Below are 14,857 nucleotides of genomic sequence, written 5' to 3'. Positions count from 1 at the left end.
AATTGGAGGGGTTTCTTTGAATGTTCAACTTGGACATCCGGAAGTTGTTGCATCCATCATTCAAGCTATACAATCCGCAGGAAAAAAAGCGATTTCATTCCGCGACTATATGGAGTTATGTCTTTATAGCGAGCCTTTTGGTTATTATCGAAACGAGAACCTCAAGATAGGCAAAGAAGGAGATTTTTATACTAGCTCTTCCATTGGATCTGTGATGGGTGAAATGATAGCATCCTTCATAAGTGGTCAAATGCAGCAGCAGACGGAGCTGTCTGGCACAGAACCCCTTCATCTCGTTGAGTGGGGGGGAGGAAACGGGCGAATGGCGCTTCATCTATTAGATGAATTAAAAAGAAGCTTTCCAGCCGTTTACGATCGATTATCCTATACGATTATTGAATCAAGCGGGTTTCATCGTGCGCTTCAGCAAACTGCTTTAGAGGCACATACACAGCTTATTCAGTTTGCTAGTGAGCAGGAATGGATGGCTCAGGAGCCCCAAGATCATATGTTTATCGTTGCTAACGAACTATTGGATGCATTTCCAGTGCACCGAATTCGCTATAATGCAGATTGTTTTGAGGAATCCTATGTCACTTGGCAGGAACAAGATCAAACGTTCGCGGAAATTTGGCTTCCGAATCTCTCCAAACATCTATTAGACACATTAGCTCGATCGAAGGTTCAATGGTTGGAAGGTCAAATCGGTGAGCTTAACCTAGGCAGTGAGTCATGGATCTCATGCGTGTCTCAGCGAATGAAGAGCGGGAGCTGCATAATTATTGATTACGGTGATGTCGAAGACGAGCTGTATGCCGCACATCGCTACCAAGGGACATTAATGTGTTATCGAAAACATCAGGCCCACGATAATCCATGGATATATGTGGGGGAACAGGATGTAACATCTCATGTAAACTTCAGTGCATTGGAAATAGCTGCAAGGCAGAGTGGATTTCCGTACTGTAAGCTGCAGACTCAAAGGGAGTTCCTGGTGGAACAGGGCATTTTGGAGAGGTTGCAGAACCATTACGATCCGAATCCGTTCAGTGAAGTCTCCAAGCGTAATCGGGCCATTCGGCAGCTGCTGCTGAGCGATCAAATGAGTGAGCTGTTCAAAGTGTTCATTGCTGTCAAATGAAAAAAGGTGAGCCGACGGATAACCTTCGGCTCACCTTTTTGTTCGTTGTTGTTTGTGCTTGTACTAAATAGACATTTTGAAAAATGACCAGTACGTAAACCCACTGAAGGAAATAATCATATATCCCCAGAACAACAATATGTAAGTTCGTTCTGACAAGCGCATATAGCCTAGAATGACGAATACGGCTGTTTGGAAAAAGAAAATCAGAGACATAGGTATCATATCGCCGGCTAAACTCATCAGTGCGATAACAAGTGTCCAAAAACCTAGAACCCGAAACATGCGATCCATTCTCGTTACATCCCCCTCTCGTACCACGTTGCACTTTAACTACAACACATTATACCTTTTGAAGTGAGCAGTGTAAACCGTCAAACGGTGACGAAATTGCAAACATTTCATCATATAGATGTAGTATGTCTTTTTATCGGAATCCCATGTATGAGTGTCAAAAAATTTGGCAATACCATTTAGTATCAAATAGATTCTATGAACTCTAGTACGGGCATAGAAATAGTAATAATGGCGCGAATCAATTTATACATCGGTACCTGCAAATTGATTCTTCTTTATTCATACTGGAAGAGGCCAGCGTAATAAGGGGCTTCCTCTCCCGGTAAGTTGCATCTGTACATTATGTTAGGAGGTTTAACCTTATGTCGGCTATAAGACAAGATGCTTGGAGCGATGAAGACGATCTGATCTTAGCGGAAGTGACTCTGCGTCACATTAGAGAGGGCAGCACGCAATTATCGGCGTTTGAAGAAGTTGGGGAACGGATTGGGCGAACTGCGGCTGCATGCGGATTTCGATGGAACAGTTTTGTGAGAAAAAAATATGAAGCAGCCATCCAGATTGCAAAAGCACAGCGTCAAAAAAGAACGCAGCTCAAGAAACATGCGGCTGTATCCATCTCAGGTTCTTCTTCCGTTGGCCTATTGGATGCGCCTGAACTGTCAACGGGCAAAACGGAATCGTTTACGGAAGAAACACTATCTATCGATGCGGTGATTCGTTTCCTGAGACAATGGAGAAATACGTATCAAGATATGAATCGTCATATTAAAAACTTGGAAAAAGAACTGCAAGACAAGGAAGACGAACTAGATAGACTGGGCAGAGAAAATAATAAGCTCAATAAACAAGTAAACGAAGTGGAAACGGATTACCGCGTTGTCAATGATGATTACAAAGCGCTGATCCAAATAATGGACCGGGCGCGGAAGATGGCCTTTTTAGTGGAAGAAGAGGAAGAAGAGAAGCCGCGGTTCAAGATGGATGCAAACGGCAATTTAGAGAGAGTAGAATGATTTGAACTTCTGCTCCCATAGATGAAAAAGCTTCAGATCAAGGAGGAACCTTGGACTGAGGCTTTTTTGTTGTATAATGATGACGAAAGCTATAAGTGTGGGGGAATTAAGATGCGAATTATGATAATAGGGGCGGGTTCCTTGGGGCTTTTATTTGCTGCCAAGCTGTCCTCTTTTTGTGAGCATATGACGGTTATTGCACGGACCATAGAGCAGGCTGACCAGCTTGCACAGGAAGGTATTTTACTAGGCAGTACATCAGAACTTCATAGGACAACATGTAAGGGTTCTATAGATTTTGGGCATTATCAGGCAGCAGCAGGAGCGACTAATGGTTCGGTACAGGCATACGACTATATTTTTCTCATGGTAAAACAACCGGCTATTACGCAAGAACTTGTACAGTATATACAAGCACAAAGTTCACCGAATACTTACTTGGTTAGCTTTCAAAATGGAATCGGCCATGAATCGATGCTAAGTCAAGGAGTTGGAAGGGCTAAACTCTTGCTTGCGGTAACAACAGAAGGCGCTAAACGAGAGGGGCTCACGACGGTCTTTCACACGGGGCATGGCGTTACCTACATAGGGAGTGTTGATCAAACTGAAGATGATGAAAATTCTATGCACTTTTTGTTAGTAAACTTGCTGGAGAAGGCAGGATTTCAGACGAAGATGTCGAAAAACATGGTGGTAAGGATTTGGGACAAATTGATTATCAATGCGGTGATCAACCCACTTACAGCTATTTTGCGTGTAAAAAACGGGGAACTTCTGAATTCAGTATGGACAAAATCTTTAATGCTAGCGCTCTACCAGGAAGCTTGCATAATCGCAAATGCAAAAGGTATCCAAGTGCCTGACGATTTATGGCAAACCATTTTAATGGTTTGTGAAGCTACCAGTGGGAATCATTCATCCATGCTGCAAGATATCGAGCAATCCAGAAACACAGAAATAGATCGAATAAACGGAAGCATTTTACAGATGGCCAAAGAACTGAACCTTGAGCTTCCAACACATCTCACAGTGTACCAATTAGTGAAAGCCATAGAATAAATAGGTGGTTGATGATGATGGATGTACTGATAAGTTGGATTTCCACACTTTATGCGGTTCTGGCTGTAGCGCCGTTTATTACATTTGTTTTATTATGGTTTCTGGTGTATTTTTTTCTTCGTGATAAGAAAATGACGACTAGACTGACCATGGATGTTACGACTATTTTCCTTCTGGGGTCAGTTTCTTTGATGTGGAATCAATTATTTCATACAAACTTTGGGTTCTGGTTAATTACGCTCATTGTGCTCATAGCATTTGGAATTATTGGCGGCTATCAAACACATTTGAAAGGCCAAACAGATTTGTTACGGGTAGGCAGGGTGGTTTGGAGACTCAGCTTTTTGGGTCTATCCACGCTGTATATTTTGCTGTTCTTTTTGAATATTGGGAAAAATTACATCTTTTCGACATGAAACGAGGCGATTTTTGTTGAAGTCATGCGAATGAAGTGACTTTTCGAAAGTCTTTGTAATATTTTAATTAAGATTTGTAGAAAATAACAATGAAAATCGTCTAGATTTTATTGACCGATGGTTGTATAATTAGAATCCGTGAGACACTTACTCCTCCATCGTTTTTTGTAAATATTCTTACTTAGGTAAATTAAGTCTGGACAAAGCTTGGTATTATGTTATAATTCCTTGCGTAGAGTCTAGTAATTTTTTTTACCAGAGGTTCAAGTGAGATAATATGACATCTCTGAAGCGGTTTCATTTATTTTTGGGTTAAAGGTGTAGTGTTTATGTCAAGAAAACTATCAAACACCTAGCCATAGATATTCTAGACATACATAATTTTAGAGGAGGCGTTTTATGAAAGCGACAAAGTGGGTTACAACAGCAGTAGCATTAACGCTTATGGGCAGCGTAGCAATTGGTTGCGCAAAGAGTGAGGGAACTCCTTCCGCATCCCCATCCGGTGATACGAAAGGTACTACAGCACCAGCTTCCAACAAACCGCAAGAAATTAAAATTAACTTTACAGCTGAGCCACCGGTAATGGATAGCTCCAAAGCAACAGCAAATGCTGCTTTTACATTCATTAGCGCATTTAACGAAGGTCTGTACCGTACAGACAAAGACGGCAAAGCAACTCCTGGACTTGCTAAAGATTTCCCTAAAATCTCTGCTGATGGTTTGACTTACACGATCGACATTCGCGACAATGCGAACTGGTCTGATGGTCAACCGGTTAAAGCACAAGATTTCGTATACTCCTTCAAACGTACATTGGATCCTGCTACAAAAGGACAATATAGTTTCGTAGTAGCTTGGATTAAAGGTGGAGAAGCTGTAACAAAAGCGAAAACTCCTGAAGAAGTTAAAAAAGCTCAAGATGCTCTTGGCGTTAAAGCAATTAACGACAAACAGCTAGAAATCACGCTTGAGAAACCAGTTACATTCTTTACACAAATGCTTGCGTTCGGAACTTTCTTGCCACAACGTGAAGATTTCGTTACAAAAGCTGGCGATAAATATGGAGCAGAAGCTGACAAAGTAATCGGTGCAGGTCCGTTCATCCTTAGCAAATGGGATCATGGCCAAACGCTTGAACTTGTTAAAAATGAAAAGTACTGGGATGCTGCTAACGTTAAAATTACGAAAGCGACAGTTAACATTGTAAAAGATTCCAATACTGGTCTTAACCTATATGAAACTGATGCTGCTGATTTGACTGAAATCAACCGCGATCAATTGAAACTTTACGCTGGTAAGCCGGACAACCTGCCTAAACCAGAGTTGACTAACTCTTACTTGATGTACCAAACTAAAAAAGTTCCAGCTTTGGCTAACAAAAAAATCCGTCAAGCTCTAGGTATGGCCATCGATCGTCAAGCTTACGTTGATACCGTTCTTGCTAACGGTTCCGTAGCTTCCACAGGTCTAGTACCTGGCGGTACATCTGACGGTGCTGGCGGCGACTTCCGTAAATCTGCTGGCGATACGCAACCGAAGTTCGATGCAGCTAAAGCTAAACAATTGCTTGCTGAAGGTTTGAAAGAAGCTGGCCTAACAGCTCTTCCAAAAATGAAAGTGAACGCAGACGATACAGAAACTGCGAAAAAATCACTTGAGTTCATCCTTGCACAATGGAAACAAAACCTTGGATACGAAGCAGAAGCGAACCCAGTTCCGCACGCACTGCGTATCGAATTGTCCTCCAAACATGACTTCGATATCGTTCTATCTCTATGGGGCGCAGATTACAACGATCCAATGACATTCTTGGATATGTGGGTAACTGGCGGAGAATTTGATGAAGGCGACTACAGCAACCCAGAGTACGACAAACTAGTTAAAGCAGCTCAAACTGAAGTTGATCCAACCAAACGTGCGAAAAATTTGGTTGATGCTGAGAAAATCCTAATGGATGATCAAGGTGTAGCTCCACTTTACTTCCGTACTCGCGCTTACTTGAAAAAACCGGGTATTGATGGTTTGATCCTTCCTTCCTTCGGTCAAGAGTGGGAATTGAAATGGGCTTCTGTTAAATAATTTTTTGACCTATAGTTTTGTGTATTAAAGGAAGGGGCCGTTCGCACCTCGTGGGAGCGGCCTCTTCTAAATTTCTTAGAGCTTTAAATTAATAAAGGAGGAGCAATATGGTCAAGTTCATTCTTCGCCGTTTCTTATATGCGCTTATCACGTTATGGCTGATCGCATCATTTACATTCGTATTGATGAAAAACTTACCAGGGAATCCACTAGGAGAAGGCGCTGAAAAGATTCCTAAAGCTACGAGAGATATGCTGCTTAAGCAATACGGATTAGATAAGCCGTTGTGGGAACAGTATTTGACATTCTTGAACAATATCATCCATGGCGATCTAGGAGCTTCCTTTCAATTCCCTGCTCACAAAGTTACAGATATTATCAAACAAGCGTTTCCGTCTTCACTTGAACTTGGTTTGATCTCAATCGCTATTGCGATTATTGCAGGTCTTACACTAGGGATTATTGCAGCGCTCAAGCATAATAAAGCAGGCGATTATACCGCTATGTTTATCGCAATTTTGGGTGTTTCCATCCCATCATTTGTTCTAGGTCCATTGCTTTCGTACTACATTGGTGTTAAATGGGGAATTCTTCCTGCTGGTTTGTGGAAAGGGCCAAGCTATCGTATATTACCAGCGATTGCTCTTTCATTTGGAACCATCGCCATCCTGGCACGCTTGATGCGTACTTCGATGCTGGACGTTCTGAATCAAGATTACATTAAAACGGCTAAATCCAAAGGTTTGTCCAACTTTACGGTTGTTGTGAAGCATACGATTCGAAATGCGATTTTACCAGTTATTACGATTATCGGCCCAATATTTGTAAACGTTATTACAGGTACCCTTGTAGTTGAACAAATTTTCTCAGTGCCAGGCTTAGGTAAACACTTCGTTTCATCGGTTTATTCCAACGATTACACCATGATTTCTGGATTAACGATTTTCTATTCAGCCATTCTCATTTTGGTTATCTTTATCACAGACATCGTGTATGGTTTTGTAGACCCTAGAATTCGTCTTGGGAAAGGCGGGAAATAATACATGCAAACTCCGAATAACGCAACAGAGAATAGCTACAAGTTTGCTCCCGTTGCAAAAGAAACATTGACTGGCGAAAGAATTGTAAGACCTTCGCTCAATTATTGGCAGGACGCTTGGAGACGACTTAAGAAAAATAGACTGGCTATGGCTGGCTTAATTATATTGGTTGCTTTAATCGTACTAGCGATTATCGTGCCTTTTGTTTCAAGCTACGATTATCAGACGCAGGATCTTAAAATAAAGAACGTGTCCCCTAACGCCCAGCATTGGTTCGGTACGGATGACTTTGGCCGTGATGTATGGACCCGCGTATGGTGGGGAACCCGTATCTCGTTGTTCATCGGGATTATTGCCGCACTAATTGACTTAGTTGTCGGTGTTATCTATGGCGGTATTTCCGCTTACTATGGTGGGAAAGTCGATGAAGTCATGCAGCGTGCGATTGAAATCGTTTATGCGATTCCTTTCTTGCTGATCGCGATTCTGCTCATTATGGTTATCGGTTCCGGTATTTCTTCTATTATTTTGGCCATGGCAATAACGGGCTGGGTTCCTATGGCGCGCTTGGTGCGCGGTCAAATGCTCACGCTGAAAGAACAAGAATTCGTCTTGGCTTCCCGTACGCTTGGCGCATCGCCAATGAGAATCATTTTGCGCAGCTTGATTCCTAATGCGCTTGGGATTATCATTGTACAAATCACTTTCGTTGTTCCATCCGCAATTTTTACAGAAGCCTTCTTAAGCTTCATCGGTCTTGGTGTTAAGCCGCCGCTTGCATCGCTTGGTAACTTGCTGTCTGACGGCGCCAACTATATCCGGTTATATCCGCATCGCCTAATTTTCCCGACAATCATTTTCAGCTTAATCTTGTTAAGCTTCAATTTGCTCGGCGATGGGCTTCGTGATGCGCTTGATCCAAAAATGCGCAAGTAAGAAGGGGTGAATAATGATGAGCACCAAAAACAATTTGCTTGAGGTAAAAGATTTGCGAGTTTCTTTCCGTACGTATGCGGGGGAAGTTCAAGCTGTTCGCGGCGTATCTTTTTCTTTGAAAAAAGGTGAAGTGTTGGCGATTGTAGGTGAATCCGGCTGCGGTAAATCCGTTACGGCACAAACGCTCATGCGTTTAATTCCTACTCCGCCTAGTTATATAAAAAGCGGCTCTATCATGTTTGATGGGAAAATGGATATTACCAAACTTTCCAACAAACAAATGGAAAAAATTCGCGGATCCGAAATCGGTATGATTTTCCAGGATCCGATGACATCCCTCAATCCGACGATGAAAATCGGCGATCAAATTACTGAGGGTCTTATAAAGCACGAAGGATTAAGCAAGAAAGCTGCAACGGAGAAAGCAATTGAGATTCTAAAGCTTGTAGGCATCAACTCGCCTGAAGGCCGTATTCATCAATATCCTCATGAGCTTTCCGGTGGTATGCGTCAACGTGTCATGATTGCGATCGCGCTTGCTTGCTCGCCTAAGCTTCTAATTGCCGATGAGCCAACAACGGCTCTTGATGTTACGATTCAAGCTCAAATCATTGATTTGATGAAAACAATTTCCGTGAAGACGGACTCATCCATTATTCTAATTACGCATGACCTTGGTGTTGTAGCCGATATGGCGCAGCGCGTGGTGGTTATGTACGCAGGTAAAATTATCGAGCAAGGAACAGTAGACGAGATTTTCTACAATCCACAGCATCCATATACATGGGGCTTGCTTCGTTCGGTACCGCGCTTGGATACAAATGCGAATGAAGAACTTGTACCGATTCCAGGTACGCCGCCAGATCTATTTGCACCTCCAAAAGGGTGTGCTTTTGCAGCAAGATGTCCATACGCGATGAACCAATGCTTGGAAGTAGATCCGGAACATACGACGCTCTCCGAGACGCATAGTTCTGCTTGCTGGCTGTTGCATCCAGATGCGCCGAAAGTTGAACGTCCTGTAGGAGTGGGAGGTCATCAACATGTCTAATGCCAATAAACCAATTTTGCAAATTCGCAATATGAAGAAGCATTTTAATCTTGGCAACGGCAAAGTGTTGAAAGCCGTTGACAATTTTTCAATCGAAATCAACCGCGGTGAAACATTCGGTCTCGTAGGGGAATCCGGTTGTGGTAAATCTACCGCAGGCAGAACAATCATTAAGCTGTATGATGCGACTGAAGGTGAAGTCATTTTTGACGGCGAGGATGTCCATAAACTCAAGGGCAAAAAGCTGAAAGAATTTAACCGGAATATGCAAATGGTATTCCAAGATCCTTACGCATCGTTGAATCCGCGTATGACAGTAGGGAATATCATTGCCGAAGGTATTGATATTCATGGATTATACAGCGGCGCTAAACGTAGAGAACGCGTAATGGAGCTGCTTCGCGCTGTTGGTCTGAACGATGAGCACGCGAACCGTTTTCCGCATGAGTTTTCCGGCGGTCAGCGTCAACGTATCGGGATTGCCCGCGCGCTTGCGATTGAGCCGAAATTCATTATTGCGGACGAACCGATCTCGGCATTGGACGTTTCCGTTCAAGCTCAGGTTGTGAACTTGTTCAAAAGATTGCAGAAAGAAATGGGCTTGACTTACTTGTTCATTGCACATGACTTGGCAATGGTTAAGCACATTTCTGACCGTATTGGGGTAATGTACCTAGGTAATCTGGTTGAAGTTACAACATCAGACGACCTATATGCGAAACCGCTGCACCCGTACACACAGTCGCTATTGTCTGCGATTCCGATTCCGGATCCGGAAATCGAACGTACGCGTGAGCGCATCATCCTGCAGGGAGACGTACCGAGCCCGCTCAATCCGCCAAGCGGTTGTCCGTTCCGTACGCGCTGTCCGCAAGCGATGCCGCAATGTGCGGAATCTATGCCGCCAAGCAAAGAAGTGGAACCGAATCACTTCGTAGCTTGTCATTTGTATTAAGTTTGTTCGGCCGTCCCGATTGGGGCGGCTTTTTGGCGTTCTTTTATTTCAATTGTAATTATTTGAAATACAGTTTTGACGATTGCTTGCCTACCGTGTACAATCAAAGAATAGTTGTTTTATTTGGTATGAAGAGGGGACAGTAGTCGCATATGCAAATGGAAACTTTTCATTGGAAAAAAAATCAGGGATTAGCTGAAGATTATATTCATCAAACAGCACAAGCTGCTGATTTATTTCCATATCATTTTGGAAATCAGGAAGATTGGCAGTCCCGCGTAAAGTGGCTGGATGAAGGGCAATCCGCACGCTCGGTTGATCGCGGACGCTTGGTGGAAGTACTGCAAGCATATAATAAGAAGATTGGTAATGCCCCAGCCGCATTTGATCAGATTGCCGCCCTTGCCAGCAAGGAGGCGCTTGCTATTGTTGGCGGGCAGCAGGCGGGATTGTTCGGGGGTTCGCTACTGGTTCTATACAAAGCAATATCCATTATTCAGTTAGCAAGAGAATGGAGCGGCAAATTAAATCGGCCTGTCGTTCCCGTCTTCTGGATTGCTGGCGAGGATCACGATTTCGACGAAGTCAATCATATGTATACACTGTCGAATACGCAGCAGATAGACAAAATAAAGGTTGACCATCCGACAGGACAGCGTACGTCCGTCAGTAAGCTGCCTCTTGGTGCTGTAGCTTGGAAAGAAGCCTTGTCTGAGTTGGATCAGTCTTTGATGGATACCGAGTTCAAAGCTTCTTTGATGGCGAAATTAGAAAAGGCAACAGAAGGCGATGCAACGCTTTCCGATGCTTTTGCTCGCTGGATGGCGGTCTTGTTCGGTGAATACGGTCTTGTTTTGATTGATTCTGATGAACCTTCGCTTCGCGCCATAGAATCGGGAATGTTCGAACAGCTGGTTTTACAAAATGAAGCTTTTGCAGCTTCTTTGTTAAAGAATCAGGACGAGGTAATGCAAGCAGGATATAGCCCTCAAGCGGAAGTGACGAAAGATGGGGCTAATCTGTTCGTATATGCGGGCGGACACAGATTGCTCCTGCACCGCGAAGGCGAGTATTTTACCGATAAGAAAAAGGAATATCAATTCACCAAAGAGCAGCTGCATGATTTGGCGGTAACGAGCCCGGCGCAGCTAAGCAACAACGTCATGTCGCGCCCGCTCATGCAGGAGTTCTTGTTCCCCGTGTTGGCTACCGTTTTAGGAGCCGGCGAAATTGCTTATTGGGCTCTCACTAAGCACGCTTTCGCCCAGTTTGGTATGAAAATGCCGATAGTGGCGCCACGCCTGGAGTTTACTTTAATCGAGGGCACCGTTAAGAAGCAAATGAACAAGTATGATTTTACATTTGAAGATGTCCTCTATCGGTTTGAACAAAAGAAGCAGGATTGGCTGGATTCCCAGGATACACTACGGTTAAATGAACGCTTTGATCAAGTGAAATCCGAGTTCCGTGACAGCTATACGCCGCTTGTGGAATCGTTGGCCGCGATCAATCCAGGGGTAAGAAAGCTCGGCGATACGAACTTGGTGAAAATTTTAGAGCAGATCGAATTTCTGCAGCATAAAGCATCAGATGCGTATAAGACACAGTTTGATGCGACATTAAGGCAGTTGGAACGCATTCGTCTAACGATATTACCGTTAGCAAAGCCGCAGGAAAGAGTGTATAATGGGTGTGCTTATATGAATCGTTATGGGAATGATTGGATGAAAGATCTTTTAGAGAATTCGATTCCTGTTGATGGTTTGCACCGTGTTTATTATTTGTAGGAGGAATTGGACATGACAACTGTAGAAAAAAGTATTGTTGCCGATATCGCATTGGCACCTGAAGGTCATTTGAAAATTGATTGGGTCCAGGCGCATATGCCTGTTTTGAACCGTATTCGCGAGCAATTTGAGAAGGAACAGCCTTTTAAAGGACTGAAAGTAACAATCTCGTTGCACCTTGAAGCAAAAACAGCCTATCTGGCCAAAGTAGTGAAAGCTGGTGGAGCGGAAGTTACAATTACAGGCAGTAATCCGTTGTCTACCCAGGATGATGTATGTGCTGCGCTTGTAGAAGACGGCATTACGGTTTTTGCGAAATACAATCCAAGTCCGGAAGAATACAAAGAACTGTTGATTAAAGCGCTTGAAACTAAGCCTGATCTCATCATTGATGATGGCGGCGATTTGGTATCCATTCTTCACTCCGAGCGTAAGGATCTGGCTGTTCAAGTTCGCGGCGGCGCAGAAGAAACGACAACCGGTATCCTTCGTTTGAAAGCGATGGAAAAAGAAGGGAAACTGGAATTCCCGATGGTTGCTGTGAATGATGCATTCTGCAAATACTTGTTTGACAATCGTTACGGTACAGGCCAATCCGTTTGGGACGGTATTAACCGTACAACGAACTTGGTTGTTGCCGGTAAAACGGTCGTCGTGGTCGGCTACGGCTGGTGCGGTAAAGGTGTAGCGATGCGTGCCAAAGGCTTGGGTGCAAATGTTATTGTTACGGAAATTGACGCGATCAAAGGCGTTGAGGCGTACATGGATGGCTTTGCCGTGATGCCGATGGTTGAAGCGGCGAAATTAGGCGACTTCTTCGTGACAGTAACGGGGAACCGAGATGTTATTCGCGGCGAGCACTACAAAGTAATGAAAGATGGCGCAATTCTTTCGAATGCAGGACATTTCGATGTCGAAGTCAACAAGCCTGAGCTTGAAGCGCAATCCGTATCCAAACGCACGGTTCGTCGCAACATTGAAGAATACCAACTGACGGATGGTCGCAAAATTTATGTGCTGGCTGAAGGCCGACTTGTCAACCTGGCAGCTGGGGATGGTCATCCGGCTGAAATTATGGATATGACGTTTGCACTTCAAGCTATGTCTCTGAAATATGTGAACGATGAATACAAAAAATTAGGTAAAACCGTTGTTAATGTGCCTTACGTATTGGATGAGCAAGTAGCCAGATTCAAATTAGAATCACTTGGTACTAGCATTGATGCATTAACGGAAGAGCAAAAGCTATACCTCGACAGCTGGGCAGAGCATTAAGAATCAGAAGCCTATCGGACCACTTTTGGTGGTTCGGTAGGCTTTTTTTGTTTTGGCCCATTTCCTGCAACTTTCCATTCGCGACCTCCGTTTATAGGATGTATAACCTATATTTGGTAGCGAAGGGGATGGCGAGATGGGGGTCAAAAAGTGGGTGCTAAAGGTATCGTTGCTGCTTGCTGTATGTATGGTGGCGGGCTGCATCATGGCAGGCTGCAGCTCATCCAAAGGCGAAATGGGTGCGTCTTCCGAGTTGAAAATGAGCACAACCAGCGACACCGCAAAGATGGATGCGACTCGCGCTGATGGACAGACTGCGGCAGCTCCTGCGATTCAGGCACAGGCATCTAGTGATGCCAAAGGGAAAGAGGCTAGCTCCGCAACTGTTCAAACGCCGGCAGATGGCAAGGATGCCACGATGACCGTGATGCCGGCTACAGGAAGCGATGAGGCGGCCGGTTTTAACCGGAAGCTCATTTATCGCGCTAACTTAGTCATGCCTGTTGATGATTACAGCAAGGCGCAAACGGCGCTCCGCGATCTTGTGGCCTTGAGCGGAGCTTACATCCTGCAGTTTTCGGAAAGTGCCAATACCGGGGAACGTGGCGGCACCTATACGATCAAAGTGGCTGCGAACGGTTTTGTTTCGTTGTTAGACGGATTAGAGAAAATCAGTCCATCGCTGCAAAGGAACGTTCAAGGTCAGGATGTGACGGAGGAGTATGTGGACCTCAGCTCGCGTTTGAAAGCGAAGCAGTTAGTTGAAACCAGATTGCTCGGCTTTATGGAGAAGGCCTCTAAGACGGACGATTTGCTTGCTTTCTCCAATGAGTTATCCAAAGTACAGGAGGCGATCGAACAGATCAAAGGCCGAATGAGGTATTTGGATCAAAATGTGGCTTACTCCACGGTTGAAGTTCGCATGTACCAACAAACGGATAAAAAGCCGCTTCTATCGGATCCGAGTAAATTGTCACTAGGTGAGCGGCTTCAGAAAGCGTGGAACTCTAGCCTAAATGTACTAGTAGCTGTCCTGCAAGGCGTTCTTGTTTTCCTGGCTGCAGCTTTCCCGGTTATCGTCATTGCTATGTTAATCGGCGTTCCTATTTGGGTATACAGGCGCAAGAGAAACAAACAACTACTGACTATGAGAAATCAAATCAAAGAACAAAATGCTTCTTTGAACTCACTTGATGAAGAGAAACAAGGAACAATAGACGCAGAATAGACCTATAATTGAAAAATTTTTCACAAATCCTGCTCAAGAAGCAGGATTTATTTCGTTTTTGGCGAATTAACATTAAAAAGTGGTGAAAAGTGGTAGGAAGTGGAGGGAAAGGGGGCACCATGCTATGTTCATGGGGGAATATCAACATAGCATAGACGAAAAGGGCCGTATGATCATCCCGGCCAAATTTCGTGAAGCCCTAGGCGAATCCTTCGTTATCACTCGCGGTCTGGATCAGTGCTTGTTCGTATATCCGCGTTCCGAATGGGCGATACTCGAACAAAAGCTTAAAGCACTGCCATTGATGAAATCAGATGCGCGCGCATTCACTCGCTTTTTCTTCTCCGGGGCAACGGAGTGCGACCTCGATAAGCAAGGTCGAGCGAACATTCCAGGCAATCTCGTCGATCATGCCAAGCTTGAAAAAGATTGTGTGGTTATCGGTGTTTCTAACCGGGTAGAGATTTGGAGCAAGCAAATTTGGGAAAGCTATGCCAATGAATCGGAACAGTCATTCAATGAAATAGCTGAGAAACTCGTCGACTTTAATTTTGATTTATAGATTGCTTACGAA

The 14,857-nt window shown here is 44.1% G+C and carries 14 protein-coding genes; 13 read left to right on the top strand and 1 reads right to left on the bottom strand.

Features of this window, described 5'->3' with window-relative positions; all coding sequences use genetic code 11:
- The first annotated feature begins 16 nt into the window (after positions 1-16).
- On the top strand, positions 17-1,141 hold the full coding sequence (locus tag J2Z65_RS02975; protein WP_167063685.1) for a class I SAM-dependent methyltransferase: 1,125 nt from the start codon (positions 17-19) through the stop codon (positions 1,139-1,141).
- Between the two features lie 63 nt (positions 1,142-1,204).
- Here the strand turns inward: J2Z65_RS02975 and J2Z65_RS02970 are convergent, their stop codons facing one another.
- On the bottom strand, positions 1,205-1,435 hold the full coding sequence (locus J2Z65_RS02970; protein WP_028558057.1) for a DUF2626 domain-containing protein: 231 nt from the start codon (positions 1,433-1,435) through the stop codon (positions 1,205-1,207).
- Positions 1,436-1,800: 365 nt separating this feature from the next.
- On the opposite strand from J2Z65_RS02970, the gene J2Z65_RS02965 reads away from it, so the two are divergent.
- The 12 genes from J2Z65_RS02965 (at position 1,801) to mraZ (ending at position 14,845) form a co-directional block, all read left to right on the top strand.
- Positions 1,801-2,454, top strand: coding sequence for an RsfA family transcriptional regulator (locus J2Z65_RS02965; RefSeq protein WP_167063688.1), 654 nt, complete (start codon positions 1,801-1,803; stop codon positions 2,452-2,454).
- Positions 2,455-2,565: 111 nt separating this feature from the next.
- The gene (locus tag J2Z65_RS02960) at positions 2,566-3,513 is read left to right on the top strand and encodes a ketopantoate reductase family protein (RefSeq protein WP_167063691.1); all 948 of its coding nucleotides are present in this window, start codon (positions 2,566-2,568) and stop codon (positions 3,511-3,513) included.
- A 17-nt stretch (positions 3,514-3,530) separates the two neighbouring features.
- Positions 3,531-3,929, top strand: coding sequence for a DUF3397 domain-containing protein (locus tag J2Z65_RS02955; protein ID WP_240159895.1), 399 nt, complete (start codon positions 3,531-3,533; stop codon positions 3,927-3,929).
- Between the two features lie 399 nt (positions 3,930-4,328).
- A complete protein-coding gene (locus J2Z65_RS02950) occupies positions 4,329-6,011 on the top strand; it encodes a peptide ABC transporter substrate-binding protein (RefSeq protein WP_167063698.1) in 1,683 nt (560 codons plus the stop codon).
- 107 nt (positions 6,012-6,118) lie between these two features.
- Positions 6,119-7,051 carry an ABC transporter permease gene (locus J2Z65_RS02945; protein WP_167063701.1) on the top strand — a complete coding sequence of 311 codons (933 nt, stop codon included), beginning with the start codon at positions 6,119-6,121 and terminating at the stop codon, positions 7,049-7,051.
- 3 nt (positions 7,052-7,054) lie between these two features.
- Complete coding sequence (locus tag J2Z65_RS02940) at positions 7,055-7,987, top strand: ABC transporter permease (protein ID WP_167063704.1); 933 nt, start codon at positions 7,055-7,057, stop codon at positions 7,985-7,987.
- 13 nt (positions 7,988-8,000) lie between these two features.
- A complete protein-coding gene (locus tag J2Z65_RS02935; RefSeq protein ID WP_275691061.1) occupies positions 8,001-9,038 on the top strand; it encodes an ABC transporter ATP-binding protein in 1,038 nt (345 codons plus the stop codon).
- Positions 9,031-9,993 (top strand): ABC transporter ATP-binding protein, encoded by a 963-nt coding sequence (locus tag J2Z65_RS02930; protein WP_167063706.1) that lies wholly within the window; start codon positions 9,031-9,033, stop codon positions 9,991-9,993. Before J2Z65_RS02935 ends, J2Z65_RS02930 begins: the two co-directional genes overlap by 8 nt.
- A 152-nt stretch (positions 9,994-10,145) precedes the next feature.
- Positions 10,146-11,780, top strand: coding sequence for a bacillithiol biosynthesis cysteine-adding enzyme BshC (gene bshC, locus J2Z65_RS02925; RefSeq protein ID WP_167063709.1), 1,635 nt, complete (start codon positions 10,146-10,148; stop codon positions 11,778-11,780).
- A 12-nt stretch (positions 11,781-11,792) separates the two neighbouring features.
- Positions 11,793-13,055 (top strand): adenosylhomocysteinase, encoded by a 1,263-nt coding sequence (locus J2Z65_RS02920; protein WP_167063712.1) that lies wholly within the window; start codon positions 11,793-11,795, stop codon positions 13,053-13,055.
- A gap of 136 nt (positions 13,056-13,191) precedes the next feature.
- Positions 13,192-14,283, top strand: coding sequence for a DUF4349 domain-containing protein (locus J2Z65_RS02915; RefSeq protein ID WP_167063715.1), 1,092 nt, complete (start codon positions 13,192-13,194; stop codon positions 14,281-14,283).
- 124 nt (positions 14,284-14,407) lie between these two features.
- The gene (mraZ, locus tag J2Z65_RS02910; RefSeq protein ID WP_127451955.1) at positions 14,408-14,845 is read left to right on the top strand and encodes a division/cell wall cluster transcriptional repressor MraZ; all 438 of its coding nucleotides are present in this window, start codon (positions 14,408-14,410) and stop codon (positions 14,843-14,845) included.
- The last annotated feature ends 12 nt before the right edge of the window (positions 14,846-14,857 follow it).

It is taken from the genome of Paenibacillus aceris, assembly GCF_017874035.1.
GTDB classification, from domain to species: Bacteria; Bacillota; Bacilli; order Paenibacillales; family NBRC-103111; genus Paenibacillus_E; species Paenibacillus_E aceris.
This window is presented reverse-complemented; position numbering and strand designations above follow the sequence as displayed.